Source organism: Streptomyces sp. NPDC091371, assembly GCF_040684275.1.
In the GTDB taxonomy this organism is placed as follows: domain Bacteria; phylum Actinomycetota; class Actinomycetes; order Streptomycetales; family Streptomycetaceae; genus Streptomyces.
Genome location: NZ_JBFBFP010000027.1, coordinates 20,984 through 40,623 on the forward strand (window position 1 = coordinate 20,984; position 19,640 = coordinate 40,623).

General features: G+C 72.0%; 15 protein-coding genes. 8 read left to right on the forward strand and 7 right to left on the reverse strand.

The window, feature by feature from the left end:
• Window positions 1-4: 4 nt before the first annotated feature.
• Window positions 5-964 carry a 2-phospho-L-lactate transferase gene (cofD, locus tag AB0O21_RS25720; RefSeq protein ID WP_365174430.1) on the forward strand — a complete coding sequence of 320 codons (960 nt, stop codon included), beginning with the start codon at window positions 5-7 and terminating at the stop codon, window positions 962-964.
• Window positions 961-2,268 (forward strand): coenzyme F420-0:L-glutamate ligase, encoded by a 1,308-nt coding sequence (locus tag AB0O21_RS25725; protein WP_365174433.1) that lies wholly within the window; start codon window positions 961-963, stop codon window positions 2,266-2,268. The genes cofD and AB0O21_RS25725 overlap by 4 nt, the downstream gene beginning before the upstream one ends.
• Before the next feature lie 97 nt (window positions 2,269-2,365).
• On the opposite strand, the gene AB0O21_RS25730 is transcribed toward AB0O21_RS25725, so the two are convergent.
• Both AB0O21_RS25730 and AB0O21_RS25735 read right to left on the reverse strand, forming a co-directional pair.
• Entirely contained in the window at window positions 2,366-3,373 is a 1,008-nt protein-coding gene (locus AB0O21_RS25730) for a DNA-3-methyladenine glycosylase 2 family protein (RefSeq protein WP_365174436.1), read from the reverse strand.
• Between the two features lie 110 nt (window positions 3,374-3,483).
• Window positions 3,484-4,878 carry a peptidoglycan recognition protein gene (locus AB0O21_RS25735; protein ID WP_365174438.1) on the reverse strand — a complete coding sequence of 465 codons (1,395 nt, stop codon included), beginning with the start codon at window positions 4,876-4,878 and terminating at the stop codon, window positions 3,484-3,486.
• A gap of 139 nt (window positions 4,879-5,017) precedes the next feature.
• Between AB0O21_RS25735 and AB0O21_RS25740 the strand changes: the two genes are divergently transcribed.
• From AB0O21_RS25740 to AB0O21_RS25755, 4 genes are all read left to right on the forward strand, one after another.
• The gene (locus tag AB0O21_RS25740) at window positions 5,018-5,767 is read left to right on the forward strand and encodes a TIGR03089 family protein (protein ID WP_365174441.1); all 750 of its coding nucleotides are present in this window, start codon (window positions 5,018-5,020) and stop codon (window positions 5,765-5,767) included.
• 508 nt (window positions 5,768-6,275) lie between these two features.
• The gene (locus tag AB0O21_RS25745) at window positions 6,276-7,445 is read left to right on the forward strand and encodes an LCP family protein (protein WP_365174619.1); all 1,170 of its coding nucleotides are present in this window, start codon (window positions 6,276-6,278) and stop codon (window positions 7,443-7,445) included.
• Window positions 7,446-7,669: 224 nt separating this feature from the next.
• Window positions 7,670-9,394, forward strand: coding sequence for an LCP family protein (locus AB0O21_RS25750; RefSeq protein ID WP_365174443.1), 1,725 nt, complete (start codon window positions 7,670-7,672; stop codon window positions 9,392-9,394).
• 74 nt (window positions 9,395-9,468) lie between these two features.
• Window positions 9,469-11,136 (forward strand): LCP family protein, encoded by a 1,668-nt coding sequence (locus AB0O21_RS25755; protein WP_365174622.1) that lies wholly within the window; start codon window positions 9,469-9,471, stop codon window positions 11,134-11,136.
• Between the two features lie 78 nt (window positions 11,137-11,214).
• On the opposite strand, the gene AB0O21_RS25760 is transcribed toward AB0O21_RS25755, so the two are convergent.
• Complete coding sequence (locus tag AB0O21_RS25760) at window positions 11,215-12,240, reverse strand: glycosyltransferase family 2 protein (RefSeq protein WP_365174445.1); 1,026 nt, start codon at window positions 12,238-12,240, stop codon at window positions 11,215-11,217.
• A 235-nt stretch (window positions 12,241-12,475) separates the two neighbouring features.
• Here AB0O21_RS25760 and AB0O21_RS25765 point away from each other — a divergent pair, with 235 nt between their 5' ends.
• On the forward strand, window positions 12,476-13,858 hold the full coding sequence (locus tag AB0O21_RS25765) for an LCP family protein (RefSeq protein WP_365174448.1): 1,383 nt from the start codon (window positions 12,476-12,478) through the stop codon (window positions 13,856-13,858).
• 15 nt (window positions 13,859-13,873) lie between these two features.
• Here AB0O21_RS25765 and AB0O21_RS25770 read toward each other — a convergent pair whose 3' ends face one another.
• From AB0O21_RS25770 to AB0O21_RS25780, 3 genes are all read right to left on the reverse strand, one after another.
• Window positions 13,874-15,388 (reverse strand): glycosyltransferase family 39 protein, encoded by a 1,515-nt coding sequence (locus AB0O21_RS25770; RefSeq protein ID WP_365174450.1) that lies wholly within the window; start codon window positions 15,386-15,388, stop codon window positions 13,874-13,876.
• Window positions 15,385-16,608 carry an acyltransferase gene (locus AB0O21_RS25775; RefSeq protein ID WP_365174452.1) on the reverse strand — a complete coding sequence of 408 codons (1,224 nt, stop codon included), beginning with the start codon at window positions 16,606-16,608 and terminating at the stop codon, window positions 15,385-15,387. Before AB0O21_RS25775 ends, AB0O21_RS25770 begins: the two co-directional genes overlap by 4 nt.
• 186 nt (window positions 16,609-16,794) lie before the next feature.
• Entirely contained in the window at window positions 16,795-17,331 is a 537-nt protein-coding gene (locus AB0O21_RS25780; RefSeq protein ID WP_365174454.1) for an acyl-CoA thioesterase, read from the reverse strand.
• Between the two features lie 106 nt (window positions 17,332-17,437).
• Between AB0O21_RS25780 and AB0O21_RS25785 the strand changes: the two genes are divergently transcribed.
• Window positions 17,438-18,730 (forward strand): LCP family protein, encoded by a 1,293-nt coding sequence (locus tag AB0O21_RS25785; RefSeq protein ID WP_365174456.1) that lies wholly within the window; start codon window positions 17,438-17,440, stop codon window positions 18,728-18,730.
• Between the two features lie 91 nt (window positions 18,731-18,821).
• Here AB0O21_RS25785 and AB0O21_RS25790 read toward each other — a convergent pair whose 3' ends face one another.
• Window positions 18,822-19,541 (reverse strand): polyprenol monophosphomannose synthase, encoded by a 720-nt coding sequence (locus tag AB0O21_RS25790; protein WP_365174625.1) that lies wholly within the window; start codon window positions 19,539-19,541, stop codon window positions 18,822-18,824.
• Window positions 19,542-19,640 lie beyond the last annotated feature (99 nt).

The following is a 19,640-nucleotide window of genomic DNA, read 5'->3' on the forward strand; positions in this document are numbered from 1 at the left end:
GTGCATGCGCATTGTTGTTCTGGCCGGCGGTATAGGCGGCGCCCGGTTCCTCCGCGGACTCAAGTCGGCAGTCCCCGACGCGGACATCACGGTCATCGGCAACACCGGTGACGACATTCACCTGTTCGGACTCAAGGTGTGCCCCGATCTGGACACGGTGATGTACACCCTCGGCGGTGGCATCAACGAGGACCAGGGCTGGGGCCGCACCGACGAGTCCTTCACCGTCAAGGAGGAGCTCGCCGCCTACGGGGTCGGACCCACCTGGTTCGGCCTCGGCGACCGCGACTTCGCCACGCACATCGTCCGTACGCAGATGATCGCCGCCGGCTACCCCCTGAGCGCCGTCACCGAGGCCCTCTGCGACCGCTGGCAGCCCGGCGTACGGCTGCTGCCCATGACCGACGACCGGGTCGAGACCCACGTCGCGATCACCGACGCCGAGACGGGCGAGCGCCGCGTCATCCACTTCCAGGAGTACTGGGTCAAGCTGCGCGCCGCGGTGGACGCGGAGGCCGTCGTCCCCGTCGGGGCCGAGCAGGCCAAGCCCGCGCCCGGCGTGCTGGAGGCCATCGCCGCCGCCGACGTGATCGTCTTCCCGCCGTCCAACCCGGTGGTGTCGGTGGGCACGATCCTGTCCGTGCCCGGCATCCGCGAGGCCGTGGCCGCCGCGGAGGCGCCGGTCGTGGGCCTCTCCCCCATCGTCGGGGGCGCGCCCGTGCGCGGGATGGCCGACAAGGTGCTGGCCGCGGTGGGCGTCGAGTCCACGGCCGCGGCGGTCGCCCTGCACTACGGGACCGGGCTGCTCGACGGCTGGCTCGTGGACACCGCCGACGCCGGCGCCGTCGCCGAGGTGGAGGCCGCCGGGATCACCTGCCGCGCGGTGCCGCTGATGATGACCGACCTGGCGGCGACCGCGGAGATGGCCCGCGCCGCGCTGGAGCTGGCCGAGGCGTCCCGGTGAGCACCGTGCCTTCCGTTCCCTCGTACGAGGTCCGGGCCGTCGGCGGGATACCGGAGGTCCGGCCCGGCGACGACCTGGCGGGGCTGATCACGACGGCCGCGCCGGACCTGCGGGACGGGGACGTCCTGCTGGTCACCTCGAAGATCGTCTCCAAGGCCGAGGGCCGGATCGTGCGGGCCGACTCGCGCGAGGACGCGATCGACGCGGAGACCGTACGGGTCGTCGCGCGCCGGGGTCCGCTGCGGATCGTCGAGAACCGGCAGGGCCTGGTGATGGCCGCCGCCGGGGTCGACGCCTCCAACACCGCCGTGGGAACGGTCCTGCTGCTGCCCGAGGACCCGGACGGCTCGGCCGCCGCCATCCGCGCCGGGGTCCGCGAGATCCTCGGCGTCGAGGTGGGCGTGCTCGTGACGGACACCTTCGGGCGGCCGTGGCGGACCGGGCTCACGGACGTCGCGATCGGCTCGGCCGGGGTCCGGGTCCTCGACGACCTGCGCGGCGGCACGGACGCCCACGGCAATCCGCTGAGCGCGACGGTGGTCGCGACGGCGGACGAGCTGGCCGCCGCGGGCGACCTGGTCAAGGGCAAGGCGGCCGGCCTTCCGGTGGCCGTCGTACGCGGACTGGGCCACGTGCTGGGCGAGGGCTCGTCGGCCCGGGACCTGGTGCGCACCCCTGCCGAGGACATGTTCCGGCTGGGTACCTCGGAGGCGGTACGGGAAGCCGTGACGCAGCGCCGTACCGTCCGGGCCTTCACCGACGAGCCGGTGGACCCGGGCGCGGTACGCCGGGCGGTGGCGGCCGCGGTGACCGCTCCGGCCCCGCACCACACGACGCCGTGGCGGTTCGTCCTGCTGGAGTCCGCGGCGGCCCGGCTGGAGCTGCTGGACGCGATGCGGGACGCGTGGGTCGCGGACCTGCGGCGCGACGGCAAGTCCGAGGAGTCGATCGCCAAGCGGGTGCGGCGCGGCGACGTGCTGCGGCGTGCGCCGTACCTGGTCGTGCCGTGTCTGGTGACGGACGGGGCGCACGACTACGGGCACGCCCGGCGGGACGCGGCCGAACGTGAGATGTTCGTCGTCGCGATGGGCGCGGGCGTGCAGAACCTGCTGGTCGCGCTGGCCGGGGAGCGGCTGGGCTCGGCGTGGGTGTCCTCGACGATGTTCTGCCGGGACGTGGTGCGGAAGGTTCTGGGGCTGCCGGAGGAGTGGGATCCGATGGGGGCGGTGGCGGTGGGGCACCCGGCCGTGGCTCCTGCGGAGCGGGCCTCGCGGGACGCGGAGGACTTCATCGAGGTCCGCTGACGCGTGGCGGCGCCGCTGCTCGGGGCTCCGCCCCGGACCCCGCTCCTCAAACTCCCCCAGCTACCGCTGGGAGGTGCCCCCTGGAGGGGCTGGATTCTCAGAGCCGGCCGATGTCGCCGCGCGGCATGCGGGGAGTGCGGCGGGGCGGGGTGTGGCCTGCCAGGAGGATCAGGCGGGCGGCGCGGTGGCGCTGGCCGGCGTAGGGGGCGAGGAGCTCCAGCATGACCGCGTCGTCGGCGTCGCGGTCGCCGGCGAGGGCGTAGCCGACGATGCCGGGGAGGTGGAGGTCGCCGGTGGTCACGGCGTCCGGGTCGCCATTGCTGCGCTGGAGGGTCTCGGCGGAGGTCCAGGGGCCGATGCCGGGGACGGCCTCCAGCCGGGCGGCGGCCTGCGGGAGCTCCATGGCGGCGGCCTCCTCCAGGCGGGCCGCGACGCGGGCGGCGCGCAGGATGGTGGTGGAGCGCTTGGCGTCCACCCCGGCCTTGTGCCAGTCCCAGGAGGGGATCAGGGCCCAGGTGCGGGGGGTGGGCATGACGTACAGGTCCAGTGCGCGGACCGCGTCCGGGCCGGGGGCGGGCTCGCCGTACTGCCGTACGAGGCGGCGCCAGGCGCGGTAGGCCTCGTCGGTGGTGACCTTCTGCTCCAGGACGACCGGGATCAGGGACTCCATGACCATGCCGGTACGGGTCAGGCGCAGGCCGGGGCGGCGGCGGTGGCTGGCGTGCAGGAGGCGGTGGCGGGGGACGAAGGCGGCGGGGTCGTCGCCGGATCCGAGGAGCGCGGGCAGCTGTTCGAGCATCCAGTCGGTGCCGGGGCCCCATGCCTGGGCGTGGACCTCGCCCGTCCCGGTGCGGGAGACCCGGAGGGTCGCCGGGCCCTGGGGGGTTTGGCTCGCCTTCCACACGGAGCCGTCGGGGGTGGTGCGGAAGGTGGGGTCGGCGGGGCCGCGTCTGAGGGGGCCGAGGGTGAGGCCGAGGTCCAGGGGGCCCTCGGGGGTCCACACCCGCGGCTTGGCCCCGGGGGCCGCGGCCCCCTGCCCTGCGGGCACGTCGGTGCGGCCGCCGCGGACCGCGGTGCGGGTGAGGGGATCGAAGCGGCCGGCCATGTGTCTGAGCGTAGCCCCGCGGGGCCGTTCCCCACCCCGCCCTTCCACCGTTCCCCGGGCTCTGCCCGGACCCGGTCCTCAAACGCCGGACCTTCAGCCCCGCCGGGAGGCTACGGGCGGCCCTGGAGCTTCGCCGAGGCCGTGCGGGTCGGGGGGAGTTTCGCGTACAGCTGCTTGCCCGGGCATTCCGTGGCGAAGCCGTCGCGGTGGCCCGAGATGACGTTCAGCTTGACCGACTGGCCCTTCGGGAAGCGGTTGCCGCCGCCCGACTTCAGGGTCGTCTTCGCCCGTGGGTCCGCGCCGAAGAGGCCGAGCTTCCATGCCGTGAGGCGGGCCACCGCGTCGAGGGCGGGGGCCGGCGGGGCCGTGGAGGTGTAGGTGCCGAGGACCGCGATGCCCATGCTGTCCGTGTTGAAGCCCATGGTGTGGGCGCCCAGGACCGGCTTGGAGACTCCGCCCGCCCTGCCCTCGTAGACCGTGCCGCACTTGTCGACGGCGAAGTTGTAGCCGAAGTCGCGCCAGCCGCTGCTGACCACGTGGTAGCGGTACAGGCTGCGCAGCACCGCCGGGGCGTCCTTGCAGGCGTAGTTGTTGCCGGAGGCGCTGTGGTGGACGAAGGCCGCCTTGACCTTGCTCGTGTAGACGAAGCCGGGCTCCCGCAGGCTCTCGTCCGCGCCCCACCCCTTGCGGGTCACGATCCGCGGGCGGGGGCCGATGTAGGCGGCGGCCGCCTCGGACAGGGTGCCGTCGCTCGCGAAGACCGCGTCGGCGGTGGAGTCGGCCTTGTCGAGGGCGGTGATCTCGTTCGCGCCGAGCGCGGCGTGCGGGACGTTCGCGGCGGAGGACTCGGCCATCTCCATCGTCATGCCCGGGACCGCGACCTCGCCCTTGTCGTCTCCGGCGGGGCGGCCGTTCTTGCCGTCGGCGCCCGCGCCGGGCGCGGACAGGCCCGGGTCGACCAGCTCGATGCGCAGGCCCGACGGCAGCCGGCCGGGGGCGCGGGGGGTGGTCGCGGCGCCCGGTTCGGCCTGGACGCGGACCTCAACGCCGTCGGACTCGCCCACCCACAGGGGGGCGGTCGCGCCGCGGATCCGGCCGGAGCCGCGTTCCACGGCGTCGGGGTCGGCGGCGTGTTCGCTGTTGTGGGTCTCGACGTCCTGCCAGTCGGACCAGGCGGCGGTGGCCGTGGAGCGGGTGCGGACCTGGACGTGGCCGTGGAGTTCGGTGGAGACGTCGTCCCAGACGACTCCGACCAGCGAGAACGTCTCGACATCGCGTGCGGCCAGGCCGCGGGTCTCGGGGAGGCGGGGCGACGCGCTCATGCCGGGGACGCCGGGGGTGCGGTCGGCGGTGCCCGGCCCGAGGGGCGCGAGCGGCAGTGACTGGGTGGACCCCGTGACCGCGTCCGGGGACGCGGCGGCCAGGGCCGGAGTGGGGAGCACGAGGGGCAGGGCCAGGGCCGCTGCCGTCGCGACGCCGATCGAGGAAGCAAGGAATCCGCGCATGAAAAGGATGGTGGGCACGGTCACCATCCGGCGCCATCCGAGAACTGACGGCCCGTCCGATGGAGTGTGTGTACCCCTGCCCCGTACGGAGGATCCGGAGACCTCCGTACGAGGGACGGGTCCGCGTACCCTTTGGCGGGTGAACGCCACTGACCGCACCCCTGCCGACCTGCTGCGATCCGCGCTCGCCGCCGATCCGGGCCGCCCGCTCGTCACCTTCTACGACGACGCCACGGGCGAGCGCGTCGAATTGTCCGTCGCCACCTTCGCCAATTGGGTGGCCAAGACCGCGAACCTGCTCCAGGGCGACCTGGGCGCGGAGCCCGGTGACCGGCTCGCGCTGCTGCTCCCGGCGCACTGGCAGAGCGCCGTGTGGCTGCTCGCCTGTGCCTCCGTCGGGGTCGTCGCCGAGGTGGGCGGGGAGCCGGGCGGTGCCGATCTCGTGGTGAGCGGGCCGGACACGCTGGAGGAGGCGCGGGCCTGTTCCGGTGAGCGCGTGGCGCTGGCGCTGCGGCCGCTGGGCGGGCGGTTCCCGCAGCCGCCGGCCGGGTTCGCCGACTACGCCGTGGAGGTGCCGGGGCAGGGCGACCGGTTCGCTCCGTTCGCCCCGGTCGACGCGGACGGCCCGGGGCTGGTGGTCGGCGGCGAGGAGCTCTCGTACGCGGAGCTGACCGCGCGCGCCCGCGAGGACGCGGCGAAGCTGGGCCTCGGCGCGGGCTCGCGGGTGCTGACCGGGCTCGGCTACGACACGTGGGACGGGCTGTCGGCCGGGTTGTACGCCGCGCTGGCGTCGGGCGGGTCCGTGGTGCTGTGCCGGAACCTGGACCGATTGGCGGAGCAGGCGCTGGCCCAGCGGGTGGAGAGCGAGCGCGTCACCCACACGGTTTAAGGAGGCGACCGGCGCCGTCACCCACACCGCTCAATGTCGGCGGCGGGCGATTTGTCACCCACATGGCCCTAGACACGCCGGTGCCCCCGGGCTGTTCCGGCAGCCCGGGGGCACGATCGGCAGAGGCCGTACTCACCCGTACGGCTGATGTCGCTTTGAGGGGACGGACGCCATTGAACCCTCACCCCAGCCAAGGCAGGGGGATTCCTGGCTCACGCCGACTGCCGGTCGGCGACCGACAGTGCTTACGCGATCAACACCAGCCGGGTTGGAACCAGCCCGGTTTGGTACGGCAACACCTGGAGGTGGTTGTGCCGTCTTGGTTCTCGATCGGCACGGTGTGCGCGCTTGGTTCTCGCAACGCACTACCGACACCGTACGGCCCTGCCACGTGGGCGGGAATCCCTCCAGGGGGTGAATCACAGTGACGGACAGCGCGGGCATACCGGGCGGTGGGAGCGATGCGGCCGGACGGGATCGAGGATCTCCGCGGGGTCGCAGGCGCCGGCTGCTGCGCTGGATCGGACTCGGGGTGGTACTGCTGGTCCTGGCGGGGGCGGCCACCGGCTGGTGGCTCTACAACAAGCTCGACGGGAACATCACCGAGGACACCTCCGCGGCGGCCGAGCTGGAGCGCTACGAGCGCGACCGCCCGGCGCACTTCGCTCCCGGCGCCCAGAACATCCTGCTGATCGGCTCGGACTCGCGCTCGGGCAAGGACAACGGCCGGTACGGGCAGGACGAGGGCACGCAGCGCTCGGACACCACGATCCTGCTGCACCTGCCCGCGGACCGCAGGAGCGCGACCGCGGTGTCGATACCGCGGGACCTGATGGCGGACATCCCGGCCTGCCTGAAGGCGGACGGCACCCGCACCCGCGAGCAGTTCGCGCAGTTCAACTGGGCCTTCCAATGGGGCGGGGCCGCCTGCACGATCCGTACGGTCGAGAACCTCACCGGGATCCGCGTCGACCACCACATGGTGATCGACTTCGGCGGCTTCAAGCAGATGGTCGACGCCATCGGCGGGGTGGAGGTCTGCCTGAAGCGGCCGGTGGACGACGCGGAGGCGCATCTGAAGCTGGACGCCGGGCGGCAGACGCTCCAGGGCGAGCAGGCGCTCGGTTTCGTCCGGGCCCGCCACAGCCTGGGCAACGGCAGCGACACGGAACGGATGGAGCGGCAGCAGCAGTTCCTCGGCTCGCTGGTCAAGAAGGTGCAGAGCAACGGGGTCCTGCTCAATCCGGCCCGGCTGTACCCGCTGCTGGACGCGGCGACCTCATCGGTGACCACGGACCCGGGGCTGGCCTCGCTGCGCGGGCTGTACGAACTCGTACGGGGCGTACGGGACATACCGACCGAGCAGATCAAGTTCCTGACCGTGCCCCGCCAGCCGTACTCCGCCGACCCGAACCGGGACGAACTGGTCGAGCCGGACGCGGCGCGGCTGTTCCAGCAGTTGAGGCTGGACAAGCCCGTGACGATCACTCCGCCGAAGCCCGAGGCGGAGACCGCGAGCGAGGCCGAGGCGGAGGGCGGGGGCAGCGGCGGGATCGAGCCGACGGAGGCCCCCGGGAGCCGGTCGGCCGCGGACCGGGCCCGCGAGGGAACCGAAGCGACCCCCACACCCGTCCCCACCTTCACCGGGACTACGGCGGGCGTCGCCGACTGCCGGTAAAGCAATCCAAAAAGCCGGTGACCGAACCGAGTGGGATGGGGTGTTCGCCCCGTTATAAGGCCAGTGGAATTCATCACCAGCATGGTTTGCGGCCGCACCTGACGGATAGGGTGAGCGATCCGGTGCCCCGGCCGGTCCAGAGGTCGGGCGCCTGCAGCCGGATCGTTGACCGCGCGTCTTGGGGGAGGCGCGTCGTGAGGCACCGACGGAGGATTCGAGCAACCGTGGATGCGCAGAGCCGTGGCCGGGCCGACGAGATCGACCCCGCAGACCAGTGGGTACTCAACCCCCGCACCGGCCATTACGAGCTGCGACTGGGCGACTCCTCAGCGCAGCAGCGGCCCCGGGTCGCCCCACCGCGCCGGACCCGCACGGCGCCGTCCCGCCCCGAGCCCGCCACCTCCCCCTCCGTACCGCAGCCGCGGCGCGGGGACGGCCCGCCCGGCCGGCGCGGCGGGCGCTCCCGCAAGGGCGGGGGCGGCGGGCGCCGCAAAAAGGCGCTCGTCATCACCTGTACGACGCTGGCGCTGCTGCTGGTCGGCGGCGGCATCGCGGGCTACCTCTACTACGACCACCTGAACGGCAACCTCAGCGTCACGGACGTCGCGGGCGCCGGCACCGGCGGCTTCAAGAAGGACCAGGCGATCAACATCCTGGTCATCGGCACCGACAAGCGCACCGGTGCGGGCAACGAGGCCTACGGGGACCGGGACAGCGTCGGCCACGCCGACACCACGATCCTCTTCCACATCGCCAAGGACCGCAGCAACGCGACCGCGCTGTCCATCCCGCGCGACCTGATCACCGACATCCCGGCCTGCCCGACGAAGCAGACCGGCGGATCGGTGAAGGAGATCCGCGGCACGAAGGGCACGCGCTTCAACAACAGCCTGGGCCAGGAAGGCCGGGACGCGGGCTGCACGATGCGCACGGTCAAGGCCCTCACCGGCATAGAGGTCGACAACTTCATGATGGTCGACTTCAACGCGGTGAAGACGCTGAGCACGGCGGTCGGCGGGGTGCCCGTCTGCCTGGAGAAGCCCGTCGACGACAGGGACTCCAAGCTGAAGCTCGACAAGGGCGAGCACCGGCTGCAGGGCGAGCAGGCGCTGGCCTTCGTACGGACCCGGCACGCCTTCGGCAACGAGAGCGACCTCGACCGCATCAAGACCCAGCAGCAGTTCCTCGGCTCGATGATGCGCGAGATGAAGTCGAAGGAAACCCTGACCAGTCCGAAGAAGTTCTTCTCCCTCGCGGAGGCGGCCACCAAGTCGCTGACCGTGGACCAGGGTCTGGGATCCATCGGCAAACTCACCGACCTCGCGGGCGAGTTGAAGGACATCGACCTCAAGAACATCACCTTCACCACGCTGCCCGTGCTCGACAACCCGGCCGAGAAGGTCAAGGCGACCGTCGTGGTGAACCCGGCCCTGGCCGACCCCCTGCTGCAGATGATCCGGGGGGACGTCTCGCTCACGGAGGTCGAGAAGAAGGAGCAGGCCGCGAAGGACGCGGCCGACGCGGACGCGAAGGCCAAGCAGGACGCCCTGCTCCAGGGCAACCGGGCGCCCGCCGCCGACATCAGGGTCGACGTGTACAACGGCGGCGGCCCCAAGGGCTCCGCGTCCACCACGCTGAACTGGCTGCAGAACACCAAGGGCGTGCCGAAGGCGAGCAACCTGGGCAACGCGCCCGCGAAGGTCGCCGCCACCCAGCTGGAGTACGCCCCCAACCAGGCCGACCAGGCCCGGGCGTTGGCGGACATGATGGGGCTGCCCGCCACTGCGATGAAAATGGGGACGGCCGACGCGGCGGCGAGGACGCCGATGAAGCTGACGCTGGGAGAGGACTTCCAGCAGCCGGGCGCCCCGCTGGCACCGCCGGCTCCGCAGGAGCTGCCGAAGGACGTTCAGCAGACGCAGGCCGACAAGGCTGTCTGCGCCAAATAACGGGCAGCGGCCGGACGTACCGGCACAATGCCGAGTAATCAGGATCTTTAGGGGGGCTCGTGAGGCACAGCAGCATGCGGGGGGAGGGGGCGGTCGCCCAGTCCGCCGGTGACATATCCGGCGGCGGGGCGGGCGCGCCCGGCGAGGTCCCGCCACCCCGGGGCGGCTCCGGCAGGAGCCGCCGCGCCGGTGGCGGCCGCGGCTCCAGGCGGGGCCGCCGGCGCGTGCTGCGCTGGGTTTCCTCCGTGCTGGCCCTGCTCATACTCGGGACGGCGGCGGCCGGCTACCTGTACTACCGCCACCTCAACGGCAGCATCAAGACGGATGCGCTGAACCTCGGCGAGAACAAGCTGGGCGGCTCCAAGCCCAACGCCTTCGGGCAGACCCCGCTGAACATCCTCCTCATCGGGTCGGACGCACGCGACGACGAGGCGAACCAGGCCCTCGGCGGCGCCACGGACACCTTCGGCGGCCCGCCCCTCGCGGACGTGCAGATGCTGCTGCACCTGTCCGCGGACCGCAGCAACATGTCCGTCATATCCATGCCGCGCGACACGCTGCTGATGATGCCCAAGTGCACGGAGACGAACGGCAAGGTGCACCCGGCCAGCAAGGGGCTCGTCCAGACGAACGAGTCCCTCGGCCGCGGCGGCCCGGGCTGCACGGTCGCCGCCTGGACCGAGCTGACCAAGATACCCATCGATCACTTCATGATGATCGACTTCAAGGGCGTGGTCTCGATGGCCGACGCCATCGGCGGCGTCCCGGTCTGCGTCGAGCAGAACGTCCACTCCCGCACCCGTGACGGCAAGGGCTCCGGCCTGAAGCTGGAGAAGGGCACGACCCGGATCCAGGGCGAGCAGGCCCTGCAGTGGCTGCGCACCCGCTACGGGTTCGAGGACGGCACCGACATCGGCCGCACCCACGCCCAGCACCAGTACATGAGCTCGCTGTCCCGCGAGTTCCGCAAGAACGCCAAGCTCAGCAACCCGGTGATGCTCAACAGCCTGGCGCAGGCCGCGATCAAGGCCATGGTCGTGGACCCCGGCCTGAACAAGATCGACAGGCTGTACGACCTGAGCATGGAGCTCAAGAAGGTTCCCCCGAGCCGGATCACCATGACCACCATGCCGTGGGTGTACAGCACCCGCGAGGAGGGCCGGGTCGAGCCCGAGGCGGGCGCGGCGGAGGCCGTGTTCAAGATGGTCCGCGAGGACATACCGCTCGACTTCAAGGGCAACGGCCCGACGGACGGGGCCTCCCCCTCGCCGGGCGTCTCCGCGACCCCGCCTCCCCCGGCCGCCGCGACCACGGCCCCGGCGTCGGCCCCCGCGAAGATCGCGGTCTCCGTCCGCAACGCCACCAGCGGCAAGGACGGCGCCCAGGCCAGGGTCAAGAACCGGGCGACCGACGTCGCCGCGGTGCTGACCGGCAAGGGCTTCACCAAGGCCACCGCCGACACCGTGACCGGGGGCGAGGACACCACGGTGGTCCGCTACGCCACCGACGGCCAGGCGGCCGACGCCGCCGCCGTGGCCACCGCGCTGGGCCTGCCGGCCGCCTCGGTGCAGAAGTCCGCCGACGTCTCCACGATCGTCCTGTTCGTCGGCAAGGACTGGCGGACCGGTGACGCGCCGGCCCCGCCGCCGCCCGCCCCGACCTCGCTCCCGACCTCCGCCCACGCGCTCAACGGCGACAACGAGGGCGCCTGCATGCAGATCCAGCCGGGCTTCACCTGGTAGCCCGTACGAACGATGAAGGGGCCCGGTGCGACGGCACCGGGCCCCTTCGTGCGTCGGACCGCCTCGTCCGACCGCGTCTCAGACCTGCGAGGCGTCCCGCTTGACCGCCGGGCGGCGGCTCGCGATGACCTTGTCCGCCAGCGAGCGCGGGCTCGTCAGGAAGCCGAAGCCCCAGGACAGGTGCATCGTGGCCAGGGCGACGGGGATCTGCGCCCGGGCCTTCAGCGAGAGGCCCTTGCCCGCCGGGACGGAGCCCGCGACGATCGCCGCGAAGTAGCCCGCCGGAACGACGAAGCCCAGGGGGCTGACGGCCACGCCCACGGCCACGCCCGCGGCCATCGCGCAGACGAGGGTCGGCGGGGCCAGGTAGCGCGGGTTGATGGAGCCGGCGTGGTAGCGGGCCACCACGTGGCGCCAGCGCCCGTAGTCCTTGTACTGCTTGGCCAGGGCCTTCACCGAGCGCCGCGGGCGGTACTGGACCTTCAGCTCCGGCGAGAACCAGATCAGGCCGCCGGCCTCGCGGATGCGGAAGTTCAGCTCCCAGTCCTGCGCGCGGATGAACTCCTCGTTGTACCCGCCCTGCTGTTCGAGGGCCTCGCGGCGGAAGACCCCCAGGTAGACGGTCTCGGCAGGGCCCGCCTGGCCGCCCGTGTGGAACGGCGCGTTGCCGACGCCGATCTTCGACGTCATCGCGGCGGCGACGGCGTCCTCCCAGGCGTTCTGCCCCTCGGCGTGCATGATGCCGCCGACGTTCTGCGCGCCGGTCTCCTCCAGGAGGCGGACCGCGGTGGCGATGTAGTCGGGCGAGAGCATGCCGTGGCCGTCGACGCGTACCACGATCGGGTGACGTGACGCCTTGATGGCGGCGTTGAGCGCCGCCGGGGTCCGTCCGGTGGGGTTGGGGACGGTGTGGACGCGGGGGTCCTCGGCGACGAGCTCGGCGGCGATCTCGTCGGTGCGGTCCGTGGACGGCCCGAGTGCGATCACCACCTCCATCTCGCCCGCGTACTCCTGTTCCAGGATGTGGCGGACGGAATCGCGGAGGTAGTGCTCCTCGTCGAGCACCGGCATGATCACCGAGACTGCGGGCTGCTGGGCGGGCATGTGGTCCTTCAAGGTCGGGTATCTGTGCCACGTTACCGCGTACGGGGGAACCGGGTGCGCGCCGAGGGAGCGGTACGGACAGACGCTGATCGTATGGGCCTACTGTTCTGACGAACTCCGCCCCTGCTGCCTCACGGAGGTGTCCCCCGTGCCCCAGCCGCACCGTCCCCCCCATCCCGTCGGGCCGCGCCGTGCGCAGCGCTCACGGCGTCGGGACGACCGGCCGAGGTGGGGGGTGCGGATCGCGGGCGGGCTGGCGGTGCTGGTGCTGGGCTCCGGAGCCGTCGGGCACGCCGTGATGACCGGACTGGACACCGGGATCGAGCGCGTGGATCCGTTCAAGGACATGAAGAACCGCCCGCAGGCGGGGCACGGCCTGAACTTCCTGCTGGTGGGCACCGACGGCCGGGAGAAGATCAGCCCGGAGGAGAAGCGCGAGTACCGCCTAGGCGGGGCGCCCTGCCACTGCACGGACACGATCATGCTGGTCCACCTCTCGGCGGACCGGGAACGGGCCAGCGTGATCAGCCTGCCCCGCGACAGCTACGCGGAGGTGCCCGCGCACCGGGACCTCGTCAGCGGCAAGAACCACAAGGCCCACCCCGTGAAGCTCAACGCCGCCTACGCGGAGGGCGGGCCCCAGCTGACGGTGCGGACCGTCGAGAGCATGACCCGGGTGAAGATCGACCACTACCTGGAGGTCGACTTCACCAGCTTCATGAAGACGGTCGACGCGATGGGCGGGGTGGAGATCTGCACCGCCAAGACCATGCGCGACCCGAACACCGGCCTGGACCTGCTCCCCGGCACCCACCGCCTCACCGGCGGCCAGGCCCTGCAGTACGTGCGCTCGCGCCATGTGGACGGGGCCTCCGACCTCGGCCGGATGCAGCGCCAGCAGCGGTTCATCGCCGCCCTGATCAGGCAGGCGACCGGCGGCGGCGTGCTGCTCAACCCGGTCAAGTTCAAGGAGGTCAGCTCCACCCTGCTCGGCTCGGTCCGGGCCGACAAGGGCTTCGGCTCGGAGCAGATGCTCGCGCTCGGGCAGGCCATGCGGGACTTCACCCCGTCCTCCTCGGAGTTCGCCTCGGTGCCCATCGGCAGCCCCTCGTTCCCCGTCAAGGGCATCGGCTCCACCGTGAAGTGGGACGAGCCGAAGGCCGCCAAGCTCTTCGAGGCGCTGCGCCAGGACCGGCCGCTCGCCCCCGTCCGGCCCGGGAAGGCCGCCGCCAGGCCGGCGGCGGTGCCGGTGGACGTGCCGCCGCAGCAGGTCCGGGTCCAGGTGGAGAACGGGACCCGGATCGACGGGCTGGGCGGACGGGTCGACGCGGCCCTGCGCGCCACCGGCTTCGACACCACCGGGGCCCCGGGCAACGGCGCCAGCCGCGAGGTCCGGCGCACCGTGGTCACCTACGACCCGCGCTGGGACCGCTCCGCCCGGTCGGTGTCGACGGCCCTGCCCGGCAGCGAGCTGCGCGCGGTGCCGGGGCAGGGCCGGACGGTTCTGGTGATCGCGGGGGCCGACTTCCGCAAGGTGGTCCCGGTACGGGCGGAGGACCCGTACCAGGGCGGCGCCGTCGGGGTGGTCACCGGGGACCAGGTGGTGTGCGGGCGGTAGGCCTGCGGGGCAGGGCTACTTGACGCGCTCCACCAGGGACACCTGGAGGCCGTGGACCTTGGTCTTCTGGACCACCTTGAAGTGCTTCTCCAACGCCTCGGCCTGCGCCTTCGGGAGCTTGTGGTACGGGTTCGGGGTACCGCTCCAGGTGACCACCCACACCCGCTGGGTGGTGCCGAGGCACTTCTCGGGCTGCTCGCACTCCACCGGGAAGAGGTCGTCGTTCTCGACGGCCGAGCGCTGCGCGAACACGTCGCGGAGCTTGACGTCCGGCGGCAGGAAGTACTCGACCTGGAAGTCGGTCATGAACACGCTGTCGGCGCCGCGGACCGGCACGAAGCCGTCACCGGGCCGGTAGCCCTTGGCGATGAGCGCCGCGGCCTCCTCGCCCTCCCGGCCGGCCTTGACCGTGTCCTTACGGAGCTGGCGCTGGTCGGGGAGGCTCAGCAGGACCACCGCGGCCAGGCCGGCCACACCGAGCGGCCGGGGCCGCAGGGCCGCCAGACCGGCGGCGGCGAGGACCACCCAGGCGGGCACGGTGAAGAGCAGGTAGCGGTCCATGAAGTACGAGGTGCTGCCCTGCGAGACCACCCAGGCGGCCGCGATCGGGGCGGCACCGACCAGCAGGAGCTCCACGGCGGGCCGGCGCCCGCGGCTCCACGCGAGCGGGAGCAGCGCCAGTCCGGCGACGGCGATGGCGATGAGCGGGGAGCCGAAGAGGGAGTCCCAGACGCCCGCGATGCTGCGCAGATGCGGCTTCGCGATCCAGCTGATCTGGCGGCCCACCTGCCGCTGCCCGAGCAGCACCAGCGGGATGACCGGGATCAGGGCGACGGCGACCGTCACCGCGAAGGCGACGAGGGTGCGCCCGCGCCGCTCCTGCCACCAGCGCAGCAGCACGATCAGCGCGTGGGGCAGCAGGAACAGCAGGGAGACGATGTGGAACAGTCCGGCCGCCGCCACCGCGAGGGCGTACGGGGCCCAGCGGCGCAGGGCCGGCCGGTCCAGCGCCCGCAGCAGCAGCCAGGTCGCCGCGGTGACCGCGAGCACGACGAAGGCGTAGGAGCGGGCCTCCTGGCCGTACCGGGTGACCGACGGGAGCACGGCGAAGAACAGGCCGGCGAACACGGCGGTGCGGCGGTCGAACAGCGTACGGGCGGTCAGTACGACGAAGGCCGCGGCGCCCGCCATGGCGAACGCGGACGGCATCCGCAGCATCATCTCGGAGTCGCCGAAGACGGAGACCCAGGCGTGCAGCAGCAGGTAGTAGAGGCCGGAGACGGCGTCCACGTGGCCCAGCATCGCTATCAGGTCGTCGGTGCTGCGGATGGCGGCGTTCCAGCTGGCGAGCTCGTCGCGCCACAGCTGCGGGTTGCCGCTGCCGACGATGGCGACGACGAAGGTCAGCACGGCGGCCCACAGCCAGTCCGGCCGACGGGCGGCGCGGCCGCGGTCCGGGCCGGACCCGTCGCCGGAGGCCCGCTCGGAGGCGGGACGGCCCGTCGGGGAAGGGAGCGTGCTGGTGGTCATCGTGCGGGACCTGCCGTATCCATCGTCTTCCGTTCGGGATTCGCGGCGCGCGGGCGCACCGGCGGGTCGGCTTTGTGCAGGACGAGGCCGGGGGCGTCGAGCATGCGCTTCATGAGGGCCGACAGCGGCCGCTCCGCGTACCGGTGCACGATCCAGGACAGCAGGAGCACGACGGCGAGCGTGCCGAGCAGTGTCACCCCGACGCCCATGCCGTGGTCGCGGGCCCAGCGGATCAGCGCGAAGCCGATCTCCTGGTGCAGCAGGTACACGGGGTAGGTGAGCGCGCCGGCGACGGTGAGCCACTTCCACTGGATCCGGTCGAAGGCGCCCATCGCCACCGCGAGCACCACGCCGAAGGCCAGGAGGGAGAACCCCGCCATCACGGTCCAGCTCAGCGAGTGCATGGTGCTGTACTCGTAGCTGCCCCTCGTACCGAGCAGCTTGTTCTGGGCCACCAGCCAGGAGAACCCGACGACGCCCAGGAGCAGCCAGTTCACGCCGAACCGGTAGATCAGGAACATGGCCACGCCGGCGATGAAGTACGGGGCGTACTCGGGCATCGCGAACATCTCGAGCAGCTCGAGGTCCGCCTTGTCGGCGACCACCGCGACGATCATCCAGATCCCGCAGAAGACGAGCACCCGGCGGTAGGTGAGGCCCATCGCCACGACGACGGCGAACAGCAGGTAGAAGCGCAGTTCGACCCAGAGGGTCCAATAGACGGGGTCCACCTCGGAGACGCCCAGCGGCTGCTGAAGCATCGTCAGGTTGGTGAGCACGTCGGACACCGTGAGATGGGCGCGGTTCCGGGCGGTGGCCGCGTAGTTCACCACGAGCGCCGTGAGGATGATCGCGACCCAGTAGGCGGGCAGCAGCCTCACGACGCGCGAGGTGAAGTACTGCCGGGGAGTCTTGCCCCAGCAGGACATGCAGATGACGAAGCCGCTGATCAGGAAGAACAGTTCCACGCCGAGGAAGCCGTACGCGGTGAACCGGTGCAGTTCCGGCATCAGCTTCTGCGGGATCCCGTCCCAGACCTCGGGCATGCGGTTGACGCCCGTCCAGTGGAAGGCCACCACCATGAGCGCGGCCACCAGGCGCAGGCCGTCCAGCGCCCTGAGCCGCGGGCGGCGGACGCGGCCCTGTGCGGCCGGGGCCGACGCGGGGTCCGACAGCGCGTTGGAATCTGGAGCGGGGTGGGGCTGTAGGACCGTCGACATAGAGGAATTTCTCCGCAGCAGGGCCGGTTCACGGGGACCACGTCGCTCCACCCGATGAGCCGAGCCGAACGTCAGCTCATCAGTCTACGTGCGCTCGAAGTCGAGGTGAGACCCGCTGTCGGCGAGAGTGAGGCAGGACTCAATGAGGGGGTCGCCGCCGAGAATCGGGGCGAAACCCCCCAAAGGTCAGTCGTCGAATCCCTGCGCGGCCCGCTCCTCGCGCAGCGCCTTGATGGCCTGGCGGCGGGCGAGGCGGTGGGTGCGGCGGATCTGGGCCTCCTGGTAGCGCCGCTCGTCCTGCTCCGTCTCGGGCAGGACCGGCGGGACCCGGCGGGGCTTGCCCTCGGCGTCGACCGCCGCGAAGACGAGGTAGGCGCTGCCGACCTGGGTGGCGGGGGTGGACTCGTTCCACCGCTCCGCGAGGACCCGTACGCCGATCTCCATGGAGGAGCGGCCGGTCCAGTTGCACTGCGCCTTCACGTGGACGAGGTCGCCGACGCGCACGGGCGCGAGGAAGGCCATCTCGTCCATGGAGGCGGTGACCGCCGGGCCCCCGGAGTGGCGGCCGGCCACCGCGCCCGCCGCGTCGTCCACCAGCTTCATGATCACCCCGCCGTGCACCGTCCCGAGGAGGTTGGTGTCGTTCGCGGTCATGATGTGGCTGAGGGTCGTACGGGAGGCCGCGGTCGGCTTCCCGGGCAGCTCGCCCGGTATCTGAGTCATACGGACACCTTAGATCCGTACCGGAGGCATCAGCTCTGCAACAGCCCCGGCACGGAAAGCACACCGGGCTGTTGGACGACACACCCGGGCAGGCATCCTTGGGCACATGAATGACTGGCCAGAAGGTCGTGACGGCGGCTACGGGCGCGGCAGCGCGCAGCCCCAGCCCGAGGGTCCCCAGCGGATGCGGCACATCCAGCGGCAGCAGCAGCCCCAGCAGCCGCCCCAGCCGCAGCGGCCCCCGCAGGGCCCCCCGGGGCCCCGGCAGCCCGCGCGGCCGTCCGTGCCCCCGCAGCAGCCGCGGAGCAACGACGCCTACGACAGCGGCTACAACACCGGCCAGGTCTACGGGTCGCCCTCGGGCGGCGGACCGGCCGGACCCGGCGGACCCGGGCGGCCGCAGCGGGCGCCCGGCCCCGCGCCGGACTGGCGCAAGCGGATCAAGATCGGGTCGATCGTGCTGGTCTCCGCGCTGCTGGTGACCACGGTCTCCACCTACTTCTGGGCGGACTCCAAGGTGCGCCGCGAGGTGGACCTCTCCAAGGTCATCGAGCGCCCGAAGGAGGGCGACTGCACGACCTACCTGATCGTGGGCTCCGACAGCCGCGAGGGCATGTCCGCCGAGGAGAAGAAGAAGCTCCACACGGGCTCGGCCGAGGGCAAGCGCACCGACTCGATGATGATCCTGGCGAAGTGCTCCAGCGGGAACACCATGATCTCGCTGCCGCGCGACTCCGACGTGGAGATCCCCTCCTTCGTCGGCTCCCAGTCCGGCAAGAAGTTCCCCGCCCAGGGACGGCGGGTCAAGCTCAACGCCGCTTACGCGGAGGACGGCCCCGAGCTGCTGGTGCGGACGGTGGAGCACAACACCGGCCTGCGCATCGACCACTACGCGGAGATCGGCTTCGCCGGCTTCGCGAACATCGTGGACGCGCTGGGCGGGGTGGAGCTCGACATCGAGCAGGGCTTCAAGGACGAGAAGTCGGGCGCCGACTTCAAGGCCGGCAAGCAGACGCTGAACGGCGAGCAGTCCCTGGCCTTCGTACGGACCCGGTACGCCTTCGCGGAGTCGGACCTCCAGCGGACGAAGAACCAGCAGAAGTTCCTGGCGGCGCTCGCCAACCAGGCGGCGACCCCGTCCACGGTCCTCAACCCGTTCAAGCTCTACCCGGTCATGGGCGCGGGCCTGGACACGCTGATCGTGGACAAGGACATGGGCCTGTACGACATGGGCCAGATGTTCTTCGCGATGAAGGGCATCAACGGCGGCGACGGCGTCTCGATGAACATCCCGATCTCCGGCCAGCGCGGCGGCAACCTCGTCTGGGACAAGGCGAAGGTGCAGCAGCTGGTGAAGCAGATCCAGAACGACGAGAAGGTCACCGTCCGCGGGCAGTGAGCCCGTACGGCCGGTGCGGGCGGGTACGGGAAAGGGGCACCCCCGAGGGGGTGCCCCTTTTCGCGTACGCTCGCGGGCCGGTTCGGGCCGGTCAGCGCTTGCCGGCGCGGGCGCGCAGCTTCCACGGCATGGCGATGGACTCCAGCTGCACGGCCAGGTTCATCTTCGACTCGCCGATGGTGCGGTCCTCGAAGTGGATCGGGACCTCCATGACCTGGAAGCCGCGGCGCAGGGCCTTGAACTTCATCTCCACCTGGAAGCTGTAGCCGGCGCTGCCGATCGACGCGAGGTCGATCGCCTTCAGCGCGTCGGCGCTCCACAGGTTGAAGCCGCCCGTGATGTCGCGGACGCGGGTGCCCAGGATGGTGCTCGCGTAGGCGTTGGCCCAGCGGGAGAGCAGCTTGCGGTGCGCGCCCCACGCGTCGGAGAGGGTGCCGCCCGGGACGTAGCGGGAGCCGACGACGAGACCGGCGCCGGTGGAGCGGGCGACGCCCAGCATCTCGGCGATCTTGCCGGCCGGGTGGGAGCCGTCCGCGTCCATCTGGAGCACGTACTCGGCGCCGTCCTCGACGGCCTTGGTCATGCCCGCCGCGTAGGCGCGGCCGAGGCCGTCCTTCGCGGTGCGGTGCAGGACCGACACGCGGGGCTTGCCGTCCTCCGTGAGGTAGTTCTCCGCCAGCTCGTCGGCGATCTTGCCGGTGCCGTCGGGCGACGAGTCGTCGACGACCAGCAGGCGCAGGCCCGGCTGGTCGAGACCCATGAGCAGCTCCACCATGCCCGGAAGGTTGCCCGCCTCGTTGTACGTGGGCATGACCACGGTGAGCGGGGTGTGCGCCCAGGCGTCGGGGAGCTTCGTGGATGCGACGTCGGTCGCGCGGGGAGTCTGCTGCTCGCCTATCACAGGTTGTGC

What these genes read in the sequence shown, in the direction of transcription:
- AB0O21_RS25780 (WP_365174454.1), bottom strand. Translation starts at nt 17,331, where the DNA reads ATGACTCAGATACCGGGCGAGCTGCCCGGGAAGCCGACCGCGGCCTCC.
- AB0O21_RS25755 (WP_365174622.1), top strand. Translation starts at nt 9,469, where the DNA reads ATGCGGGGGGAGGGGGCGGTCGCCCAGTCCGCCGGTGACATATCCGGC.
- AB0O21_RS25770 (WP_365174450.1), bottom strand. Translation starts at nt 15,388, where the DNA reads ATGACCACCAGCACGCTCCCTTCCCCGACGGGCCGTCCCGCCTCCGAG.
- AB0O21_RS25785 (WP_365174456.1), top strand. Translation starts at nt 17,438, where the DNA reads ATGAATGACTGGCCAGAAGGTCGTGACGGCGGCTACGGGCGCGGCAGC.
- cofD (WP_365174430.1), top strand. Translation starts at nt 5, where the DNA reads ATGCGCATTGTTGTTCTGGCCGGCGGTATAGGCGGCGCCCGGTTCCTC.
- AB0O21_RS25760 (WP_365174445.1), bottom strand. Translation starts at nt 12,240, where the DNA reads ATGCCCGCCCAGCAGCCCGCAGTCTCGGTGATCATGCCGGTGCTCGAC.
- AB0O21_RS25790 (WP_365174625.1), bottom strand. Translation starts at nt 19,541, where the DNA reads ATGCCCACGTACAACGAGGCGGGCAACCTTCCGGGCATGGTGGAGCTG.
- AB0O21_RS25730 (WP_365174436.1), bottom strand. Translation starts at nt 3,373, where the DNA reads ATGGCCGGCCGCTTCGATCCCCTCACCCGCACCGCGGTCCGCGGCGGC.
- AB0O21_RS25775 (WP_365174452.1), bottom strand. Translation starts at nt 16,608, where the DNA reads ATGTCGACGGTCCTACAGCCCCACCCCGCTCCAGATTCCAACGCGCTG.
- AB0O21_RS25735 (WP_365174438.1), bottom strand. Translation starts at nt 4,878, where the DNA reads ATGCGCGGATTCCTTGCTTCCTCGATCGGCGTCGCGACGGCAGCGGCC.